The organism is Halostella sp. PRR32, assembly GCF_034808085.1.
GTDB lineage: Archaea > Halobacteriota > Halobacteria > Halobacteriales > Natronoarchaeaceae > Halostella > Halostella pelagica.
The window spans coordinates 870,491-886,942 of sequence record NZ_JAXHGL010000002.1; the positions used below are offsets into that span (position 1 = coordinate 870,491).

The 16,452-nt window shown below is 65.2% G+C and carries 14 protein-coding genes; 4 read left to right on the forward strand and 10 right to left on the reverse strand.

The window, feature by feature from the left end; translation table 11 throughout:
- Positions 1-31: 31 nt before the first annotated feature.
- Together hjc and SM753_RS09525 are read right to left on the reverse strand one after the other, a co-directional pair.
- Entirely contained in the window at positions 32-547 is a 516-nt protein-coding gene (hjc, locus tag SM753_RS09520) for a Holliday junction resolvase Hjc (protein ID WP_323191406.1), read from the reverse strand.
- Positions 548-703: 156 nt separating this feature from the next.
- Entirely contained in the window at positions 704-1,351 is a 648-nt protein-coding gene (locus SM753_RS09525) for an HAD family hydrolase (RefSeq protein WP_135536728.1), read from the reverse strand.
- A gap of 161 nt (positions 1,352-1,512) precedes the next feature.
- Here SM753_RS09525 and SM753_RS09530 point away from each other — a divergent pair, with 161 nt between their 5' ends.
- Positions 1,513-2,319: a helix-turn-helix domain-containing protein gene (locus SM753_RS09530; protein ID WP_323191407.1), complete on the forward strand. Its 807-nt coding sequence runs from the start codon at positions 1,513-1,515 to the stop codon at positions 2,317-2,319.
- A 58-nt stretch (positions 2,320-2,377) separates the two neighbouring features.
- Here SM753_RS09530 and SM753_RS09535 read toward each other — a convergent pair whose 3' ends face one another.
- On the reverse strand, positions 2,378-6,037 hold the full coding sequence (locus SM753_RS09535) for a PAS domain S-box protein (RefSeq protein ID WP_323191408.1): 3,660 nt from the start codon (positions 6,035-6,037) through the stop codon (positions 2,378-2,380).
- A gap of 236 nt (positions 6,038-6,273) precedes the next feature.
- Here SM753_RS09535 and SM753_RS09540 point away from each other — a divergent pair, with 236 nt between their 5' ends.
- The gene (locus SM753_RS09540; protein ID WP_323191409.1) at positions 6,274-6,522 is read left to right on the forward strand and encodes a HalOD1 output domain-containing protein; all 249 of its coding nucleotides are present in this window, start codon (positions 6,274-6,276) and stop codon (positions 6,520-6,522) included.
- Positions 6,523-6,594: 72 nt separating this feature from the next.
- Here the strand turns inward: SM753_RS09540 and SM753_RS09545 are convergent, their stop codons facing one another.
- From SM753_RS09545 to SM753_RS09570, 6 genes are all read right to left on the reverse strand, one after another.
- Positions 6,595-7,881 carry an adenosylhomocysteinase gene (locus tag SM753_RS09545; RefSeq protein WP_138796482.1) on the reverse strand — a complete coding sequence of 429 codons (1,287 nt, stop codon included), beginning with the start codon at positions 7,879-7,881 and terminating at the stop codon, positions 6,595-6,597.
- A gap of 253 nt (positions 7,882-8,134) precedes the next feature.
- Entirely contained in the window at positions 8,135-9,199 is a 1,065-nt protein-coding gene (locus SM753_RS09550) for a hypothetical protein (protein ID WP_323191410.1), read from the reverse strand.
- Between the two features lie 288 nt (positions 9,200-9,487).
- Positions 9,488-10,786: an oligopeptide/dipeptide ABC transporter ATP-binding protein gene (locus tag SM753_RS09555; protein ID WP_323191411.1), complete on the reverse strand. Its 1,299-nt coding sequence runs from the start codon at positions 10,784-10,786 to the stop codon at positions 9,488-9,490.
- Positions 10,779-11,870: an ABC transporter ATP-binding protein gene (locus SM753_RS09560; protein WP_323191412.1), complete on the reverse strand. Its 1,092-nt coding sequence runs from the start codon at positions 11,868-11,870 to the stop codon at positions 10,779-10,781. Before SM753_RS09560 ends, SM753_RS09555 begins: the two co-directional genes overlap by 8 nt.
- Positions 11,871-13,061 (reverse strand): ABC transporter permease, encoded by a 1,191-nt coding sequence (locus tag SM753_RS09565; RefSeq protein ID WP_323191413.1) that lies wholly within the window; start codon positions 13,059-13,061, stop codon positions 11,871-11,873.
- On the reverse strand, positions 13,058-13,240 hold the full coding sequence (locus SM753_RS09570) for a hypothetical protein (protein WP_323191414.1): 183 nt from the start codon (positions 13,238-13,240) through the stop codon (positions 13,058-13,060). Before SM753_RS09570 ends, SM753_RS09565 begins: the two co-directional genes overlap by 4 nt.
- Before the next feature lie 125 nt (positions 13,241-13,365).
- Here SM753_RS09570 and SM753_RS09575 point away from each other — a divergent pair, with 125 nt between their 5' ends.
- Positions 13,366-14,322, forward strand: a complete 957-nt coding sequence (locus SM753_RS09575; protein WP_323191415.1) for an ABC transporter permease — start codon at positions 13,366-13,368, stop codon at positions 14,320-14,322.
- Between the two features lie 110 nt (positions 14,323-14,432).
- Here the strand turns inward: SM753_RS09575 and SM753_RS09580 are convergent, their stop codons facing one another.
- Positions 14,433-15,731: an amidohydrolase gene (locus SM753_RS09580; RefSeq protein WP_323191416.1), complete on the reverse strand. Its 1,299-nt coding sequence runs from the start codon at positions 15,729-15,731 to the stop codon at positions 14,433-14,435.
- 118 nt (positions 15,732-15,849) lie between these two features.
- Here SM753_RS09580 and SM753_RS09585 point away from each other — a divergent pair, with 118 nt between their 5' ends.
- A complete protein-coding gene (locus tag SM753_RS09585; protein WP_323191417.1) occupies positions 15,850-16,428 on the forward strand; it encodes a stage II sporulation protein M in 579 nt (192 codons plus the stop codon).
- The last annotated feature ends 24 nt before the right edge of the window (positions 16,429-16,452 follow it).

Genomic DNA, 16,452 nt, shown 5'->3' on the forward strand with positions numbered 1-16,452 from the left:
CGGCGGCGAAGCGGCGTTCGACTCCGGTCCGCTACTCCAACATCGCCGCCGCCTCCTCGACCGACATATCGCCGCGCTCGACGGCCTCTAACACGTCGACTACCCGCTGGTCCGGGCCGTCGGTCTCGCCGACTTCGTCCAGAGTGACCTTCTCGGACTGGCCGGTGAACTCCGCGAAGTCGGTTCCGTCCGCGAGCGCCGTCTCCTTTTTCACGCGGTAGTTTCCGCCGTCGGTCTTGTACAGGCCGCCCGGGTGGAAGAAGTACCAGTCCTCGCGGTCGAATCGGATGCCGACCCGGGGTTTCGCTCCGAAGTTCTGCGAGAAATACACCAGAGCCTCCACCTCTTCGCCGGTGAGGTAGATCGGGTCGCCGGCGCTGGACTTCGCCTCGATAGCGTAGAAGCTGCCGCCATCACCGGCTAGCACGTCCGGGAGTTCGCGCTCAGTGGCGCTCCCGCTCGCCGGCGCGCGCATCACCGCGAACCCCGACTCGTCCAGTTCGTTCACGAGTTCCCGCTCCCGCCGGTCACCCTTCGCGTTCGACATCGACGAGACGTATCGTCGCCAGGTGCTTAAAGGAGTTGTCACCGTTTTGCGGGAGACATCACCGACCCGTCTGTGATATCTGGTACTCGATCGGTGTGGAGATATCGTTTCAAAGCACCCCAGAACGAGGACCCTCCTCGCCGACGAGGTTGGCTGTCAGCGGAGCGCGTCCGGTAGCTCCGCGACGCTCTCGATGCGCGCCGTCGCGGCGGGTGCGTCCGGCGCGTCGCCATCCCTGTCGACGAGCACGGCGTCGACGCCCGCGCGGTTGGCGGCCGCGATGTCGACTCCCCTGTCGCCGACGTACGCCGCCGCGTCGGCGTCGAGTTCGTCGAGCGCAGTTTCGATGTGGTAGGGGTCAGGTTTCTGCCGCTCGATACCCCACGGGTCGTACGTGCATCCGCGGATAGTATCGAACAGGTCGTAGAGGCCGACGCTCCGGAGGAACTGTTCGACGACGGCCGGCTGGTTGTCGCTAACGACGCCCAGCGGAACATCGAGCGACCGAAGCGCGCTGACGTCAGCGTACGCGGTTCTGGCGCCCGATTCGAGCTCTCGGTACTGTTCGCGTGCGGAGTTACGGGCCGCCCGGTAACAGAACTCCATCGTGTCGATGCCGTGGTCCCGGCAGAACCGCGCGATCTCGCTTACGTCGCCGGACTTGAGCGTGTCGAGGTGGTTCGACGCGGGGACGTCGACGGCGAAACTCCGAAGCGTCTCGCGGCCCGCCCGAACGATCGATTCTCGCGACGGCCCCTCGACGAGAACGCCGTCGTGGTCGAACAGTATCGCGTCGTATTCCATGTCCGTGGGACGGGGTGCAGCCCAGATGAATGTATCCGGCGGCCACGTTCACGGCGTGAACGTGTTCGCGGTGTGGACGGCGGACTGGTTCGGTCGGCGGACGCCGTTTGCGGTCGACGCGGTGGGGAACGCCTAAGTCGTAACCGCTCGCAGTGGCCGACATGACCCGAGAGTCGGCTGACGAGACGTTAGAGCGCCGGCTCGAATCGCTCCAGTTCGCCGCCGGATCGTCGGTTCGCGTCCGGATCCTCCGGACGCTCGCCGACGGCGACCGGACCAGCGACGATCTCAAGCGCCGACTCGACGTCCCACGGACGACGCTCCGGCGAAACCTCGTCGAACTGACCGACCGTCACTGGATCGACCACGACGCTGCAGCCGACGCCTACGGACTCACACCCGCCGGGGAACTCGTACTCTCGGGCGTCGAGGACGCCATCGAACCGGTCGGGGCCGCGACCGATGTCGGCGCTTTCCTCCGAGACCTCCCCGTGTCGCCGCCGGTCGCGCCGTCGGCGCTCGCGGCCGCCGAGATAACCGTCGCGACGGAGGCCGACCCGTTCCGCCCGGTCTCACGGGTCCGAGAACACCTCGACGGGACGGGCCGTGTCCGTGGGTTCGTCCCCGTCATTAATCCGGTGTACGTCTCCGCAGTCGCGGACCTTCAGAGCGACGCCGTCCCGTTCGAGTTCGTCACCGACGCCGCCGCCATCGAGACGCTCCGGGATACCCACCGAGACGCGTTCGACCTCCTGCTGGCGTCGCCGACGGCCGACCTCTACGTCGCCGACTCGGTCCCGGAGTACGGAATCGCGCTCCTCGACGAACACGTCTTCGTCGGCGGGTACGACGGAACCATGCGTCCCAACTCCATTCTCCGGGCGGACCGCGGCGAACACCGCTCCATCGTCGAGTGGGCGACCGATGCGTTCGACCGGGTCAGGGCGAGGGCGACGCCGCTGGACTGACCGCTGCGTACCGTCTGACCACTGGGCCAAAACCCGTTCTCGGGTCGGCCGCGACCGATCATTCGTCGTCTCCGTCGCGCCCGTTCTCGAACAGTTGCGACAGGATCCGCTGCTGGCCGACGCGGAGGTGGCGGTTGACCGTCGGCTGGGTGACGTCGAGCATCTCGGCGACCTCCTCGCCGGTGCTCTCTCGCGGCCAGTCGAAGAAGCCGGCGAAGTAGGCGGTCCGAATCACTTCGAGTTGCCTGTCGGTCATCCCCTCGAACAGCGCCGTCACCACGTCCCGTCTGGTCTTGAGCGCGCGCTGGACGTCGTGGCGGGCGACGAGTTCGACGCTCCGGTAGTCGTCTTCGAGCGCCCCGACGAACTCGCGGACCGAAGTCGCCGGCGGTACGTCGACGACGACTTCGAGTTCCGTTCCGTCCGCCCGTATCGTCCGGGGGCGCCCCCCGCGTCTGACGAGTTTCGCCGCCAGCGCGTCGCTTGCGATGGTCGCCTCGAACCGACAGCGGTCTGCTGTTTCGCTCACCAGCCGATACGTCTGTACGGAGACGAGGTCGTCGAGTAACGTCTCGACGGTTTCCGGGTCCGCGCCGATGGTCTCGAAGAACAGTTGCGTCTGGTCGGGCGTGTTCGCGCCGAGCCCTTCGTACTCGACCTGACATCCGGTTTCTCTCGCCACCTTCGAGAGGAACTCGTCGAGGGCGTCCACTCGAAGCGTGAGTTCGAGGAGGGTGTCGGCGTGCAGCGCTCGCCGCGTCTTTGCGGCGTTTATCGAGTTGGCGATGTTGCGCCCCAACTCCTCGAACACCGTCCGCTCCAGGTCGCAGAACGCGTTCGGCTCGTCCGCGTACACCGTCAGAACGCCGTGGTCGTACTGGCCGAACGAAAGCGGGACGCTGACGACAGAGTGCAGGTCCGCGGCCAGCGCGTGCTTTCGCCAGTCCTCCGCTTTCAGCTGTTCGACGACGCTGCCGACGACCGTCGATTTGCCAGACAGCGCGGCAGCAACGGACGGTTCCGCGTCGTCCTGTCGGAGCGAAAGGGCGTTCAGATACTCTGGAGCGGACCCGGCCCACGCTCGCGGGGTGAGTTCCGTCCGTCCGCTCTCGAAACCGCCGATCCAGGCGAAAGAGATGTTCTCCGCATCGACTAGTCGCTCACACACCGTCTCTTCGATCGCTTCCTGACTGTCGGCCTGGATGAGCGTCCGGTCGATCGAGCGAATGATCTCGTTGATACCGATCTGCCGTCTGAGTCGACGGTTCTGCTCGCTGAGTTCCGCGTCGCGTTCCCGGAGTGCAGCCTCGCTCTCGAGGCGGTCGAATGCTGCTTCCGTGGTCGCGGCGAGCGTTTCGACGAGTCGTCGCGTCTCGTCGTCGATAGTCGTCGTCTCCGCCACAGCGACGAACACGCCGTGGTCACCCAGCGGGACTAACAGACCGTTCCCGCTAGTGGGGCACACCGCTTCGTCGACGGGGTCGACGTCGTCGAGCGTAGTTTGCGTTCGCGTGACGAACGTGTCCCACACTAGCGAATCGTTGTCGCCGATGTCAACGGGGCTCGGGCCGTCACAGACATCGACGAACCCGTCCGTGTACGCGGCCGGGTCGAGGCAGCTCTTCTCGCCGTCGAGGAGGTACACTGCGATGCCGTCGACGTCGAGAACGTCACCGGCGGCGTCGGCGACCAGTTCCGCTACTTCGGACTCCGTCTCGGTGTTTAACAGACTGTGAGCCACGTCGTGGAGTGACTTGAGCGCGAGTTCGCGCTCTTTTTGCTCGGTAATGTCCTGAATCGATCCCCGGACCCGATCTACCTCGCCGTCCTCGTAGACGGGTTCGCCGATAGACCGCACCCATCGTTCGTTCCCCTCCCGCGTGACGATCTTCGCCTCCAGGTCGTACTCCTCTCCGTTCTCTATCGCGTCTCTGACGGCGTCCCGGACGCGCTGGTGGTACTCGGACCGGTAGAACTCGATCCCGTCGTCGACGCTGATATCCTCCTCAGGGGGGACATCGTGGATGTGATACACCTCGTCCGTCCAGGTCATGTCGGTGTCGCCGTCGCGGACGTCGAATTCCCAGGCGCCGACCTGAGCGAGGTGTTGGGACTGCTGGAGCATGTTTTTGGTTCGTTTCAGTTCCCGCTCGCGCTCTTTCTGCTCGGTGACATCTCGACCGATACCGGCGATCACTCTCTCTCCCTGAGGGTCTTCGAGCGGTGCTGCGACGAACTCGTAGGGTATCTGTTCGCCGTCTTTCGTCAGTATATCCGCCCGTAGATACTCGCCTATCATCTCGTCTATTCGACCGATGGCCGCCGTAACCGCCTCTCGGTCGTCTTCGACGAAGAAATCCCGCGCGTGCATCGATTCGACCTCCTCGCGAGAGTATCCCGTCACGCGACACAGGCTCTCGTTCCACCGCTGGAGGGCCCCGTCCTCGTCGAAGACGTAAAACATGTCGTCGATCGTGTCCAGGATCTTGTCGGTGTACTGCCTGTGACGTTCGAGCTGTCGCTCCCGTTCGCGTAGCTTCCGTTCTCGCTTCTTGCGGTCGGTCACGTCCCGGCCGATACCGACAATGATCGTGTCCTCGCCGCGGACCGCCAGTTCGGACGCAACGAACTCGTAGGGTATCTGTTCGCCGTCTTTCGTCAGGAGTGGTGCCTCCACCCGCGCGTGTCCCTCCTCGTACACCGTTTCGATCGCCGACAGTATCCTGTCGACGTAGGGCTCGTCGAAGAACTCCAGCGAGTGCATCGACTCCAGTTCCGCGTCCGTGTACCCCGTCACCTCGTTCAGGGTCCGGTTCCACTGTCTGAGCAGTCCGTCTCGGTCCAGAACGTAGAACACGTCGTCGACGGCCTCCAGTATCTTTCCGGTGTGGGCCCGGTACTGTTCGAAGCGGCGCTCGCGCTCCCGCGTTTCGAACACGTAGCCGGTCCAGCGAGAGATGAGGCCGACGATCGCCTTCTCGGCGGGCGTGAACGGTTCGTCGCGGGGGTCCCGGCCGACGAAACAGAGCGTCCCGTAAACCTCGCCGCGAACGGTCAGTTTCCCGCCGAGATACCAGCCGACGTTACTGAACTCGGAGTCCATCCCGTCTGCAGTCGACGCATCGTACACGCCGCGGATGTCGTCCGACTCGACGGTGTCCCGGCAGTACGTGTTCGAGATGTCGGTTTCCGAACCCTCGCTAACGAGGTCACTCCCGTGAACCGTCCGTATCTCGTATCGTCCCGAGGACCCGTCGATCCGACTGACGAACCCGCTCGCCGCGCCGAGGTGGTCGCAGCCGAGTTCGAGCAGTCGCCGGACCTTGACCTCGTCGTCGAGCGACGCGTCGGACGCGATCCGGTACAGCCTCGGGTGGTACTTCTCGGTCACCTGTTCCGTCCGTTCACGCTCTCGCAACGTCGACGCCAGGTCGTCGACGGCGTCGGCGAGTTCCCCCACGCCGTCGTCTCTCTCCGCCGTCACCGTCACGTCGTACTCGCCCTCGTCGAGTCGTTCGACGGCCTCGATCACGCGTTCGAGGTCGTCAGTCGGTCCGTCCACGGTGGCGAGAGCGACGCCGCCGACCATGAGGACCCCCTCTAGCGCCGGGCGCGAACCGGCGATAGCTGCGACTCCGGCCGCGGCGACCGAGAGAGCGGCTATCACCCCCGGCCCGATACCATTCGCGATAGCGATACGGAACGAGCCAGTTTTCATTGGACGCTTTTCGTGTCGAACAACTATGATGGCACCGGGTAAATATATATTTCCATACTAATAGCAACTGGATTAATGGATAGAGGAACCTCAGTCGGTGAGAACGAGTCTCGGGAGAAAACACCCCGGATCGGAGTTCCATCCGACTTGCGGAAAACATGTATCGTGTCGCAGAGGCCGCGCGTTTACATACGTAGTGAACAGTTCGATACCCGAGTCCGGACAACTACCCGGCGATGCTCGACGCCAGTTCGTCCGAGGACCCGACCCGTCCGAGTGCCTGGATCGTGGAAGCGTTGGCCGACGCGGTCGACATCGATCCGGTCGCGCTGCACCCGCCGCTCTACGACGTGATCGATCTGGACACGCTCGACCGGCTTTTCGGGTCCGAGAACGTGACTACTGTTGAATTCGAATATCACGGCACTGCGGTCACGGTACGCGAAGACGAGATCGTCGTCGACGGAACCGCGTACGAACCCTGACACGTCGACGCTATCTCCCTCGGCCGCAGTCCCGGGCAGTAAAACAGTCAACGCCCGTCTCGTCGAGGAGCGCTACGTCCCGTGCTGCCAGGAGCCCATGTACTCGCGCTGTTCGTCCGTCAGGTCGTCGAACTCGACGCCTTCGGCAGCGAGTTTTATCTCCGCGACTTCGCGGTCCAGGTCGTCCGGCACGTCGTGAACGCCGGCGTCGTACTCTTCCGGATTGGCGACTATCTCACGGACGCAGGCGGCCTGAATCCCGAAGCTCTGGTCCATGACCTCCACGGGGTGACCCATCGCGATGGGGCTGGCGAGGTTGACCAGACGCCCTTCCGCAAGGACGTTCAGGCGCGTCCCGTCCTCCAGTTCGTACTCGTGGACGCCGTCGCGAGCCTCGCGCTCGCTCACGGCGAGATCCGAGAGCGCGTCGAGATCGATCTCGATGTCGAAGTGGCCGGCGTTTGCGAGCAGGACGCCGTCTTTCATCTTCGGATAATGCTCGCCCGTGATCACGTCGCGGTTGCCCGTCGTCGTGATGAACACGTCGCCCACTTCGGCGGCCTCCGCCATCGGCATGACGTCGTACCCCTCCATGTGCGCTTCGAGCGCGCGGCGGGGTTCGACCTCGGTGACGATGACGTTCGCGTTCTGGCCGGCGGCCTTCTTCGCGACGCCCTTGCCGACGTAGCCGTGCCCCGAGATGACGACGTTTTTGCCGGCCCACGAGAGGTTCGTCGTCATGGCGATGTTCGCCAGCGAGGACTCGCCCGTCCCGTGGACGTTGTCGAACAGCTGTTTCATCGGCGTGTCGTTGACCGCGAAGACGGGGTATTTCAGCTCGCCGTCGTCGTCCATCGCGCGGAGACGGTGGACGCCCGTCGTCGTCTCCTCGCACCCGCCGACGATGCCGTCGATGAGTTCGGGGTAGTCCTCGTGGATGGCGGCGACCATGTCCATCCCGTCGTCGACGGTGAGCGTCGGTTCGTGGGCGATGACTGCCTCGATAGCGGCGTAATACTCCTCGTCGTCGACTTCCCGCTTGGCGTAGCTGGTGATCGAGTCGTTAGCGTCCAGCGCCGCGCTCACGTCGTCGTGGGTCGACAGCGGATTACAGCCGGTGATGGCGACCTCCGCCCCGCCAGTCGCGAGCAGTTCGACGAGGACGGCGGTTTTCGCTTCGACGTGCATCGCCATACCGATCCGCTCCCCGTCGAGCGGACGTTCCGTCTCGAACTCCTCGCGGAGCGACTCCAGGATCGGCATGTGCTGGCGCGCCCAGTCCATCTTGCGGCGGCCCTCTTGGCGAGCGGTCTCTACGTCGTCTAGCTGCTCGCTGATGGCCGGATAGCCGTCAGTCATGTGTACTGCGAGGACGAGAAGCGGGAAAACGCTACCGAACCGTTCCGACGACACGCCGCCGAACGGCACAGTCCCACCCCCGCTCGCCGTACTCGGAGGAAAACAGAGCGGTGTGATAGGCCGGGAATCGGAATGACAGTGTTCTACGTCTCGGTGTATCGCAGGCGGCCCGCGCTCTGTGGGTGAGGCGTCGTTCGGGGTGTCGAAAGCAGAGTGTGTTTCGCGTGCGAGTGCGTCAGGTTACGGTGAGCGGTTACGACCCGTTGCCGTTACCGTTGTTGCCGTTACCGTTGTTGCCGTTCCCATTGCTACCGTTGTTCCCGTTGCCATTGTTCCCGTTTCCGTTCCCGGGACCGCCGTCGTTAGCTCCGTCCGCAGTTTCGTCTTCTTCCTCTTCGTCTACTTCGTCTTCTTCGTCTTCCTCATCTTCCTCCTCTTCATCTACTTCGTCTTCTTCGTCTTCCTCATCTTCCTCCTCTTTTTCATCTTCGTCGTTACCGCGGTCCGCAGGCGGCCCACGGTCGTCGTCATCGTCCGGTCCCGCGTGACTCGGCGGACCCTGATCCGTTTCGTTGTCGTCACCGTCGGGGCCGCGGTCTTCGGGCGGGCCGCGTTCCGTTTCGTTCTCGTCACTGTTCGGGCCACGGTCCTCGGGCGGGCCTCGATCCGTTTCGTTGTCGTCAGCGTCGGGGCCGCGGTCTTCAGGCGGGCCGCGTTCCGTTTCGTTCTCGTCGGGACCGCGGTCCTCGGGCGGGCCGCGTTCAGTTTCGTTGTCGCCGTCCGGACCCGCGTGGCTCGGCGGACCCGTCTGACCGGGCGCGTTACTTGGGTTGTTCGACACGACGAAGTCGGCGATCAGGAGTCCGCGCGGGCCGTCGGTGTCGCTGCTGTTTAACTCCCCCATGAAGCTCGTTAGGTAGAGGCCGAAGTTCTTCTGCTCGTACCCCTGTTCGTCCTCCCCGCCAGCGACGAGCGTCGCCTCGGTAGACGCGGACGTGTCGTCGACGGTGGCCGTGACGCTGACGTTCACCGTCTCGGACGGGGCCGGCAACTCGACTGTTCCGTTCGTGATCCCGTAGTCGCCCGCTCCGCCGTACGTGGCGTTGTCGTCGGTGACTGCGACCGACACCGTTCCGTTATCCACGTCGTCTCCCGTGACGGTCACGGTAGCTGTGCCATCGCTGTTTTGCGCGACATCGACGGAGAGATCCGTGTTCGCCGCGGCCGCGACTCCGCCCGCAGCCATAGCGGGTGCGACCATCGATACCACCAGCGCGACGCCGACCACGAGCGCCGATAGCTTTCGTATCTGACTCATTTCACTCCGAGAATGACCGGTACTGCGCATAAACCCCGTTTCCCGTTCAGTTCGTTCAATAATTCGATAGAGGGGGACAGAACGTTTTAGAGCGTTCAAAAACAGATCTGAGAGTTTAAAATCCGACTAATTCGGCGGGTGTGGGACGGTCGACCCAGTTTCAGGGTGTCCGAATTACGGTGCCGTCGTCACCGCACAGCACGCGTCTGATACTGTCGGACGGACCTGCGTGACGAGGTTCGACCTCTTTGTGTGGACAGTCCTCATCGCCCTGTCCGACAGTACGGCTCACTCGTTTCGGCTCGTGTTCGACGAGTCGTCCGGCCGGTAGTGGTGACACGTAACGGCGCAGCCGTCGGATCTGTGTTGCGCCGGTCGCTCACGCTCGCAGACGCTCGGAAACGTCTCCGCGAGCCGCTCCGACGCGGCGCTCGCATCGCCGTCGGCGAACGCTGTGAGCGCCTCCGATAGCGACCGCTCCGCCCGTTCGTTGGCGAGTTCCTGCGCCACGCCGTACTCCTCACGAACGGCCGCCGCGACTGCGGCCGGGGACGGTGTTTCGTCGTCGCCGCCGAGGCGCTCGCGGACTGATTCGAGGCCGATGTCGCCGTTCCGGAGGCCAACGCGGAGCGCGAACACCGACTGGAAGGTCGACTGGTCAATATCGAGGTCGTCGGGCGGGATGACTGCCTGACAGCGCGTGTGGAAGCGGCAGCCGTCGGGCGGCGAGGCGGGGTCGGGAACCTCGCCGTCCAGTTCGGCGTCTCCGAGTTGCTCGTGTGGGTCAGGATCGGGAATCGCCGCGAGGAGCGCGCGCGTGTAGGGGTGTTTCGGGTCGTCGAACAGGCTCTCCGTCGGACCGCGTTCGACGAGTTCGCCCAGATACATCACCGCGACCCGGTCGCAGAGTCGCTCGACGACGCTCATGTCGTGGCTGATGAGCAAGATGGCGAGGTCGAAGGCTTCCTGAAGGTCCTGAACCAGAGCGAGTATCTCCGCCTGAACGGAAACGTCGAGCGCGCTCACGGGTTCGTCCAGTACGAGTACGTCCGGGTTCAGCGACAGCGCCCGGGCGAGCGCGGCCCGCTGTTTCTGCCCGCCGGACAGTTCGTGCGGGTAGCGCTCGCGGTCGTCCGCGGCGAGGCCGACGACTTCCAGCAGCGATTCGACGCGCTCACGCCGCCGCTCCGCGTCGTCGAGGCCGTGAGCGACAATCGGTTCGGCGACGGACTCGCCGATAGTCATTCGCGGGTCGAAACTCGAACCGGGGTCCTGAAACACTATCTGGACCCGCCGTCTGAAGCGCTTTCGCTGGGTTCGAGATTGGTCTGCGATGTCTTGCCCGGCGACCGTCACCGATCCAGCCGTGGGGGATTCGAGCGAGAGCACCGTTCGCGCGACCGTCGACTTGCCGCAGCCGGATTCGCCGACCAGTCCGAGCGTCTCCCCGCGCCGGAGGTCGAAGGAGACGCCGTCTACCGCCCGGACGCGACTCGTCTCGCGGTTCAACCACCCGCTCCGGACGGGGTAGTGCTTTTCGAGGCCGCGGACGGACAGAAGCGCCGACGAGTCGGTGGCGTCACTCATCGTCGCTCACCCCCAGCGACGACGCCTCGCCTGTCGACCCCGCGTCGCGCTCCCCGTCCGGATCGGCTCCGTCCATCGTATCCGACTCGCTCGCGTCCTCCCGGAGCGCGGACGGGTCGCGCCCGTCGCCGTAGTACACGCACGACGCCGTGTGGTCGTCCCCGTCGACCGCTTCCAGAGGGGGCTGTCCGTCCGTACTGCACTCCTCGACCGCGTGCGGGCAGCGCGGATGGAACCGGCATCCGGACGGCGGGTCCGTCGGGTCCGGGAACGACCCGTCGATCGGTTTCGAATCCCGGCCGCGCCGCGGGAGACAGTCAAGCAACGCGCGGGTGTACGGGTGTGCCGGACGGTCGAAGATGTCGACGACGTCGCCTCGCTCCATCACCTTCCCGGCGTAGAGTACGACGACCCGGTCCGCGATCTGAGCGACGACGCCGAGGTCGTGTGTGACGAACACGATAGCCATCCCGTGTTCGTCCTGGAGGTCCTGGAGCAGTCGTAGGATGCCGGCCTGCGTCGTCACGTCGACCGCCGTCGTCGGTTCGTCGGCGACCAGCACGTCGGGGTCCGACGCGAGCGCCATCGCAATGACGGCCCGCTGTTTCATGCCGCCGGAGAACTCGTGGGGGTACTCGTCGACTCGCTCCGCCGGGTTCGGGATCCCCACCCGGTCGAGCAGGCGCACCGCGCGTCGCCGCGCGTCCGACCGGGACACATCGCGGTGAATCCGGATCGACTCGACGAGTTGCTGTCCGACGGTGTAGACCGGATCGAGCGCGCCCTGTGGGTTCTGGAACACGTGGGCGATCCGGTCGCCTCTGACCGACCGGAGTTCGCGCTCGGACGCGGCCAGCAGGTCCTGCCCGTCGAACCGGATCGTCCCGTCCAACTTCGCCGGCGGCGACGGGACGAGGCGAGTGAACGACTCGCAAGCGACGGTTTTCCCGGACCCGCTCTCGCCGACCAGACAGACTGTCTCCCCTCGCCGAACGTCAACGTCGAACCCGTCGAGGGCCGTGACGGTGCCGCGGTCGGTGTCGAAGGTGACCGAAAGGTCAGACACCGAGAGCAGCGGGGCCATCTACGTCTCACCCCGCGGGTCGAGAACGTCTCGAAGCGTGTCCCCGACGACGTTGAGCGCGATCACGGTCGAGGAGAGCAGAACGACCGGGAACAGCCAGACCCACCACTTCGCCATCGGCGACAGCGCCGCAAGCGGTGGCATCCCGCCTGCCGTCCTGAACCCGTTGCGGATCGTCTGGCCGAACGACGGGTACCACCGTCCGATGTCGCCGAGGCTGAGAAACGTGATCGCCGCCTCGATCAGGATCAGTTGCGGCACCTTCTGGGTAGCGCCGACCAGCACCGTGTTCGACACGTTCGGGAGAACGTGTCGTCGGAGGACGGTGAGATGGCCGACGCCGGCGCTTCTGGCCGCCTCGATGTACCCCTCCTCCCGTCGCTGTAACGTTTCGCTCCGAACGAGTCGGGCCATGCTTCCCCAGCTTAACAGACTGAACACGACGGCGAGCAACAGCAAACTACGCCCGTAGATGAAGATCAGGATCACGTAGATGACGAAGGCCGGAACCGACTGCTGGACGTCGACGTACCCCATCAGTAGGGTGTCGACCCACCCGCCGACGTAGCCCGCGACGACGCCGACGGCCGTGGCGAGCGGCACCATGATCACCGTGGCGATCACGGCCATCTGCAGGCTCGTCCGCAGGCCCCAGAGGAGAAGCGTGTGCATGCTGTATCCCCGGTGAGCCGTACCGAGCGGGTAGTTAAGCGTCCCTCGACAGAACTCCTCGCCGCCGGACGTGACGACCGGCCCGATGCAGTCGTCCCCGGCTGGTGCAGTGATGAACGCCGGTGGCTGGTGTTCGATGTACAGGTTGAGTTGCGCCCGCTCGACCAGTACTGGGGCCAACAGTGCGAGACTGACCACGACAGCGAGATAGCCGAGACAGACGACGGCGACCCTGTTGGACGCGAACCGGTCCCAGTAGCGGCGAGTCCGCGCCGGGTCCCGGACCAGCGGCGGAACGACGATGAACGCGAGCACGACGAGGCCCGCCCGGTACACCCAGGTCAGTCGGGACGGGAACATGAGGACGGCGTCGCCGTGTTCCCCGTAGTGCAGGCGAAGCGCCAGGAGGGCACCGAGCGAGAGGACCAGTCCGACGAACTGCCACGGGACCGACCACCCTCCGTCGCGGCTCTCCCAGTTGATCGACTCTATCAGGGGCGAATCGTTCTCGGAACTCATGCGACGATATACCCCTGAGACCGACCGGAGAACGGCCGCGTAGCGCCTGATCGAAACGCGCGTTGTTGGATGGCGAACGACCGGACCGAGTACGGTTGGATGGCGAACGACTGGCCGGAGTACAGTTGGATGGCGGACGACTGGACGGCGTTCGGGTGTTTACTGTGGAGGGGAGTCATCGTGGGTGATTTCGGGTTCTGGCGGCAGTTATGCGGTTACTATGGTTATGTTAGCATTTCTCCAGAATCATTCATTAATTTTTTGTATTCTCTCCCTCACACTCGATCCGTCAGAGCCCTCCACAATGCCGCCCTGGAAACACGTCACGAAACGAGTCCTCTTCGCAGCGTTCGCCATGTATCTCGTCGTGTCGGTTACGTTCGGCCTCGTCGCGTTGACTGAGGACCCGAACGAGGCTCAGGTCGCCCATAAAGCCACCGAGGAGGCGAGTCCGGGTCAGGAAGAAGAAGCGGTCGAGGAAGCCATCAGCGACTACCGGGAACGGAACAACCTGGACGACCCGATCACGGAGCGGTACGTCCGCTGGGTAGTCGGCATCGCGACGTTAGACTGGGGGTACTCGTCCACGCAGAACGCGCCCGTCACGGACGTGATACAGCGAACGCTTCCCGCGACCCTCGCGTACGTCCTGCCCGCGATGCTGGTCGCACTCGTCGGGGGTGTCGGACTCGGCGTGTTCTCGGCCATGAACGACGGGACGGTCATCGAGCGCTTCTCGACCGGCGGGCTCTCGCTCGCGTACGGCGTCCCGAACTTCTGGTGGGCGCTCGTGATACCGATGGTCGCGCCGCGGTTTGTCGGCGACGCGCTGTCTTCTATCCCCGAGTTCCAAACGATCGTCTTGCCGGCCGGCATCCTGGGCACGAGTCTCATGGCCGCCCAGCTCCGGTACGCGCGGGCGGAGTCGAACGAGTACGTCAACCGGGAGTTCGTCAAGCTTGTCCGCGCGAAAGGGGCCTCGAACGTCCGGGTTGGACGCCACGTCCTCCGGAACGCGGCGCTCCCGCTGTTCTCGCTGTTTTTCGTCGAACTGCTGGGCGTCCTCGTCGTGAACGTCTTCGTCCTCGAACAGATCCTCCCGATCGGGGGGATCGGTGCCGTCGGTCTCCGGGCGATCAACGACCGCGACATGGCGCTCATCATCGGCGTCGCGATAGTCACCGCCTTCGCGGGTATCGTCGGCAGCCTCGTTCAGGACCTCGCACACCTCTCTCTGGACCCGAGGGTCGAGGCGGACTGATAGGGGCGGTGGTAACTGTGTCCCGGTAGTTGCGACGCGGCCCGCCGAACTACCGAACTGGCTTCCAACAGGCCCTATGAGTCGGAAAACGGACGGCGGACTCGGCCAGCTTACTCCGTTGCGCGCTCGACGAGGGCGGACGCTCGCCGCTCGGCCCGTTCTACGACTGCCGTCTCGTCGACGGTCAGCACGTCGCGGTCCCGCATGAGCACCTCGCCGTCACAGACCGTGTGTCGAACGTCGCTGCCGGACGCGGCGTACGCGAGGTGGCTCACGAGGTCGTGGTGCGGCGTCAGATGCGGTGCCGACAGGTCCACGACCGCGAGATCTGCGTTCGCGCCGGCCTCGATCCGGCCGCTGTCGATGCCGAGCGCGGCCGCGCCGCCCCGGGTCGCCATCTTGACGACCCGCTCCGCGGGCACCGCGCTGGCGTCGTCAGTGGCGAGTTTCCCGACCATCGCGGCGTCGCGCATCTCGTCGAAGAGGTCGAGGTCGTTGTTCGAGGCCGCGCCGTCCGTGCCGAGGGCGACCGTGACCCCCGCGTCGACCATGCGCTGGACGGGCGCTATCCCGCTGGCGAGTTTCATGTTCGACGCCGGGCAGTGGACAACGGCGGTTCCCCGCTCCGCCAACAGTTCGATCTCCGTCCCGTCGACGTGGACGCCGTGGGCGACGAAGTCCTCCGGCCCGAGCATCCCGCGGTCGTCGGCGTAGGCGAGCGGTCGCTCTCCCCGCTCCTCGACGATAGGGTCGACCTCGTCGGTCGTCTCGTTGGCGTGGTAGTGGAGCGGAATTCCGGACTCGCGGGCGCGGTCGGTGTACTCGGACAGATACTCGTCGGCGACCGTCGTCAGACTGTGGGGCATCACGGCCGTCGAAACGCGGCCGTCCGCCGCACCGTTGTACTCCTCGGCGACGTCCAGACACTCCTCGAAATCCGCGATGGCGACCTCCTCGTCCTTTCCCACCGTGACCACGCCGTGGCCGACCAGAGCGCGCATTCCCGACTCGTCGACGGCGTCGACTATCTCCGGGACTTCGAAGTACATGTCGCCGAAGGCGGTCGTCCCGGACCTGATCATCTCTACGATGCCGAGATCCGCCCCGGCGCGGATGTCCTCGGCCTGAAGGGCACCCTCGGCCGGCCAGATGTCTTCCTGCAGCCAGGCGTCGAGCGGTTTATCGTCGGCGTACCCGCGGAGGAGCGTCATCGAGACGTGCGTGTGAGCGTTCACCAGGCCCGGGATCACGAGGCCGCCGCTCGCGTCGAGTCGGTCGTCGGGGTCCTCGCCGACATCCTCGCCCACCGCCAGTATTTCACCGGCATCCCGGTCGACGAGTACGTCCGCGCGCCTCACTGTCATATCTGGACGGAGCACTGACCCGTCCGAGACCAGCATGGTGGTCATACCGTGGGGTTTCCGGTCCTGTGTCGTCAATCTACCGGGTCCGCGTCGGCCGGTTCGCTCACCGAACGCCGGACGCGTGCGACCGGGATTTATTTTCCCGGGCTCCGTCGTCGTTCGTATGCAGTTCCAGTGGCTCAGCTTGGCGCTTCGAGAACACCGTCGGTATCTACTGGTCTCGGTCGGCCTGTTCCTCCTCGGGACCGTCGTGGGCGTCGGGCTGGTCGCTCGCGGCGTCGACCTCTTGGCCGAACTCGAACTGGACTCTCTCCAACAGGTGTTTCCCGCGGAGCCGACCGTCTCGTTCATCCTCGTGAACAACACGCGGGCGTTTCTCGTCTTTCTCGTCGGCGCACTTTCGCTCGGCCTGATCACGGTTCTCGGACTAGTGGTCAACGGTGTCCTCCTCGGCTACGTCGGCGCGCTTGCGGCGGGCAACGAGGGTATCGGCTTCGTCGTCCTCGCCATTGCCCCCCACGGGATCCTCGAACTCCCCGCGCTGTTTGCCGCCAGCGCGGTCGCGTTCCGCGTCGTCGCGCGGGCCGGTGCGAGGATCGCTGGCCGACGCTCCACCGTCATGTCCGTCGATGAGTGGCGGCGGACCGCCGGGTTCGTTGCGGCGGCCTGGGTGGTCCTCGCCGTCGCCGCGTTCGTCGAGATATACGTCACTTTCGGGCTGGTCGAGGCGCTGTACGGGTAGCGAACGAAAAGCAGTTCCACGCGG

What these genes read in the sequence shown, in the direction of transcription:
- SM753_RS09575 (WP_323191415.1), top strand. Translation starts at nt 13,366, where the DNA reads ATGCCGCCCTGGAAACACGTCACGAAACGAGTCCTCTTCGCAGCGTTC.
- SM753_RS09540 (WP_323191409.1), top strand. Translation starts at nt 6,274, where the DNA reads ATGCTCGACGCCAGTTCGTCCGAGGACCCGACCCGTCCGAGTGCCTGG.
- SM753_RS09555 (WP_323191411.1), bottom strand. Translation starts at nt 10,786, where the DNA reads ATGAGTGACGCCACCGACTCGTCGGCGCTTCTGTCCGTCCGCGGCCTC.
- SM753_RS09585 (WP_323191417.1), top strand. Translation starts at nt 15,850, where the DNA reads ATGCAGTTCCAGTGGCTCAGCTTGGCGCTTCGAGAACACCGTCGGTAT.
- SM753_RS09525 (WP_135536728.1), bottom strand. Translation starts at nt 1,351, where the DNA reads ATGGAATACGACGCGATACTGTTCGACCACGACGGCGTTCTCGTCGAG.
- SM753_RS09535 (WP_323191408.1), bottom strand. Translation starts at nt 6,037, where the DNA reads ATGAAAACTGGCTCGTTCCGTATCGCTATCGCGAATGGTATCGGGCCG.
- SM753_RS09565 (WP_323191413.1), bottom strand. Translation starts at nt 13,061, where the DNA reads ATGAGTTCCGAGAACGATTCGCCCCTGATAGAGTCGATCAACTGGGAG.
- SM753_RS09580 (WP_323191416.1), bottom strand. Translation starts at nt 15,731, where the DNA reads ATGACCACCATGCTGGTCTCGGACGGGTCAGTGCTCCGTCCAGATATG.
- SM753_RS09550 (WP_323191410.1), bottom strand. Translation starts at nt 9,199, where the DNA reads ATGAGTCAGATACGAAAGCTATCGGCGCTCGTGGTCGGCGTCGCGCTG.
- SM753_RS09560 (WP_323191412.1), bottom strand. Translation starts at nt 11,870, where the DNA reads ATGGCCCCGCTGCTCTCGGTGTCTGACCTTTCGGTCACCTTCGACACC.
- SM753_RS09530 (WP_323191407.1), top strand. Translation starts at nt 1,513, where the DNA reads ATGACCCGAGAGTCGGCTGACGAGACGTTAGAGCGCCGGCTCGAATCG.
- SM753_RS09545 (WP_138796482.1), bottom strand. Translation starts at nt 7,881, where the DNA reads ATGACTGACGGCTATCCGGCCATCAGCGAGCAGCTAGACGACGTAGAG.
- hjc (WP_323191406.1), bottom strand. Translation starts at nt 547, where the DNA reads ATGTCGAACGCGAAGGGTGACCGGCGGGAGCGGGAACTCGTGAACGAA.
- SM753_RS09570 (WP_323191414.1), bottom strand. Translation starts at nt 13,240, where the DNA reads ATGACTCCCCTCCACAGTAAACACCCGAACGCCGTCCAGTCGTCCGCC.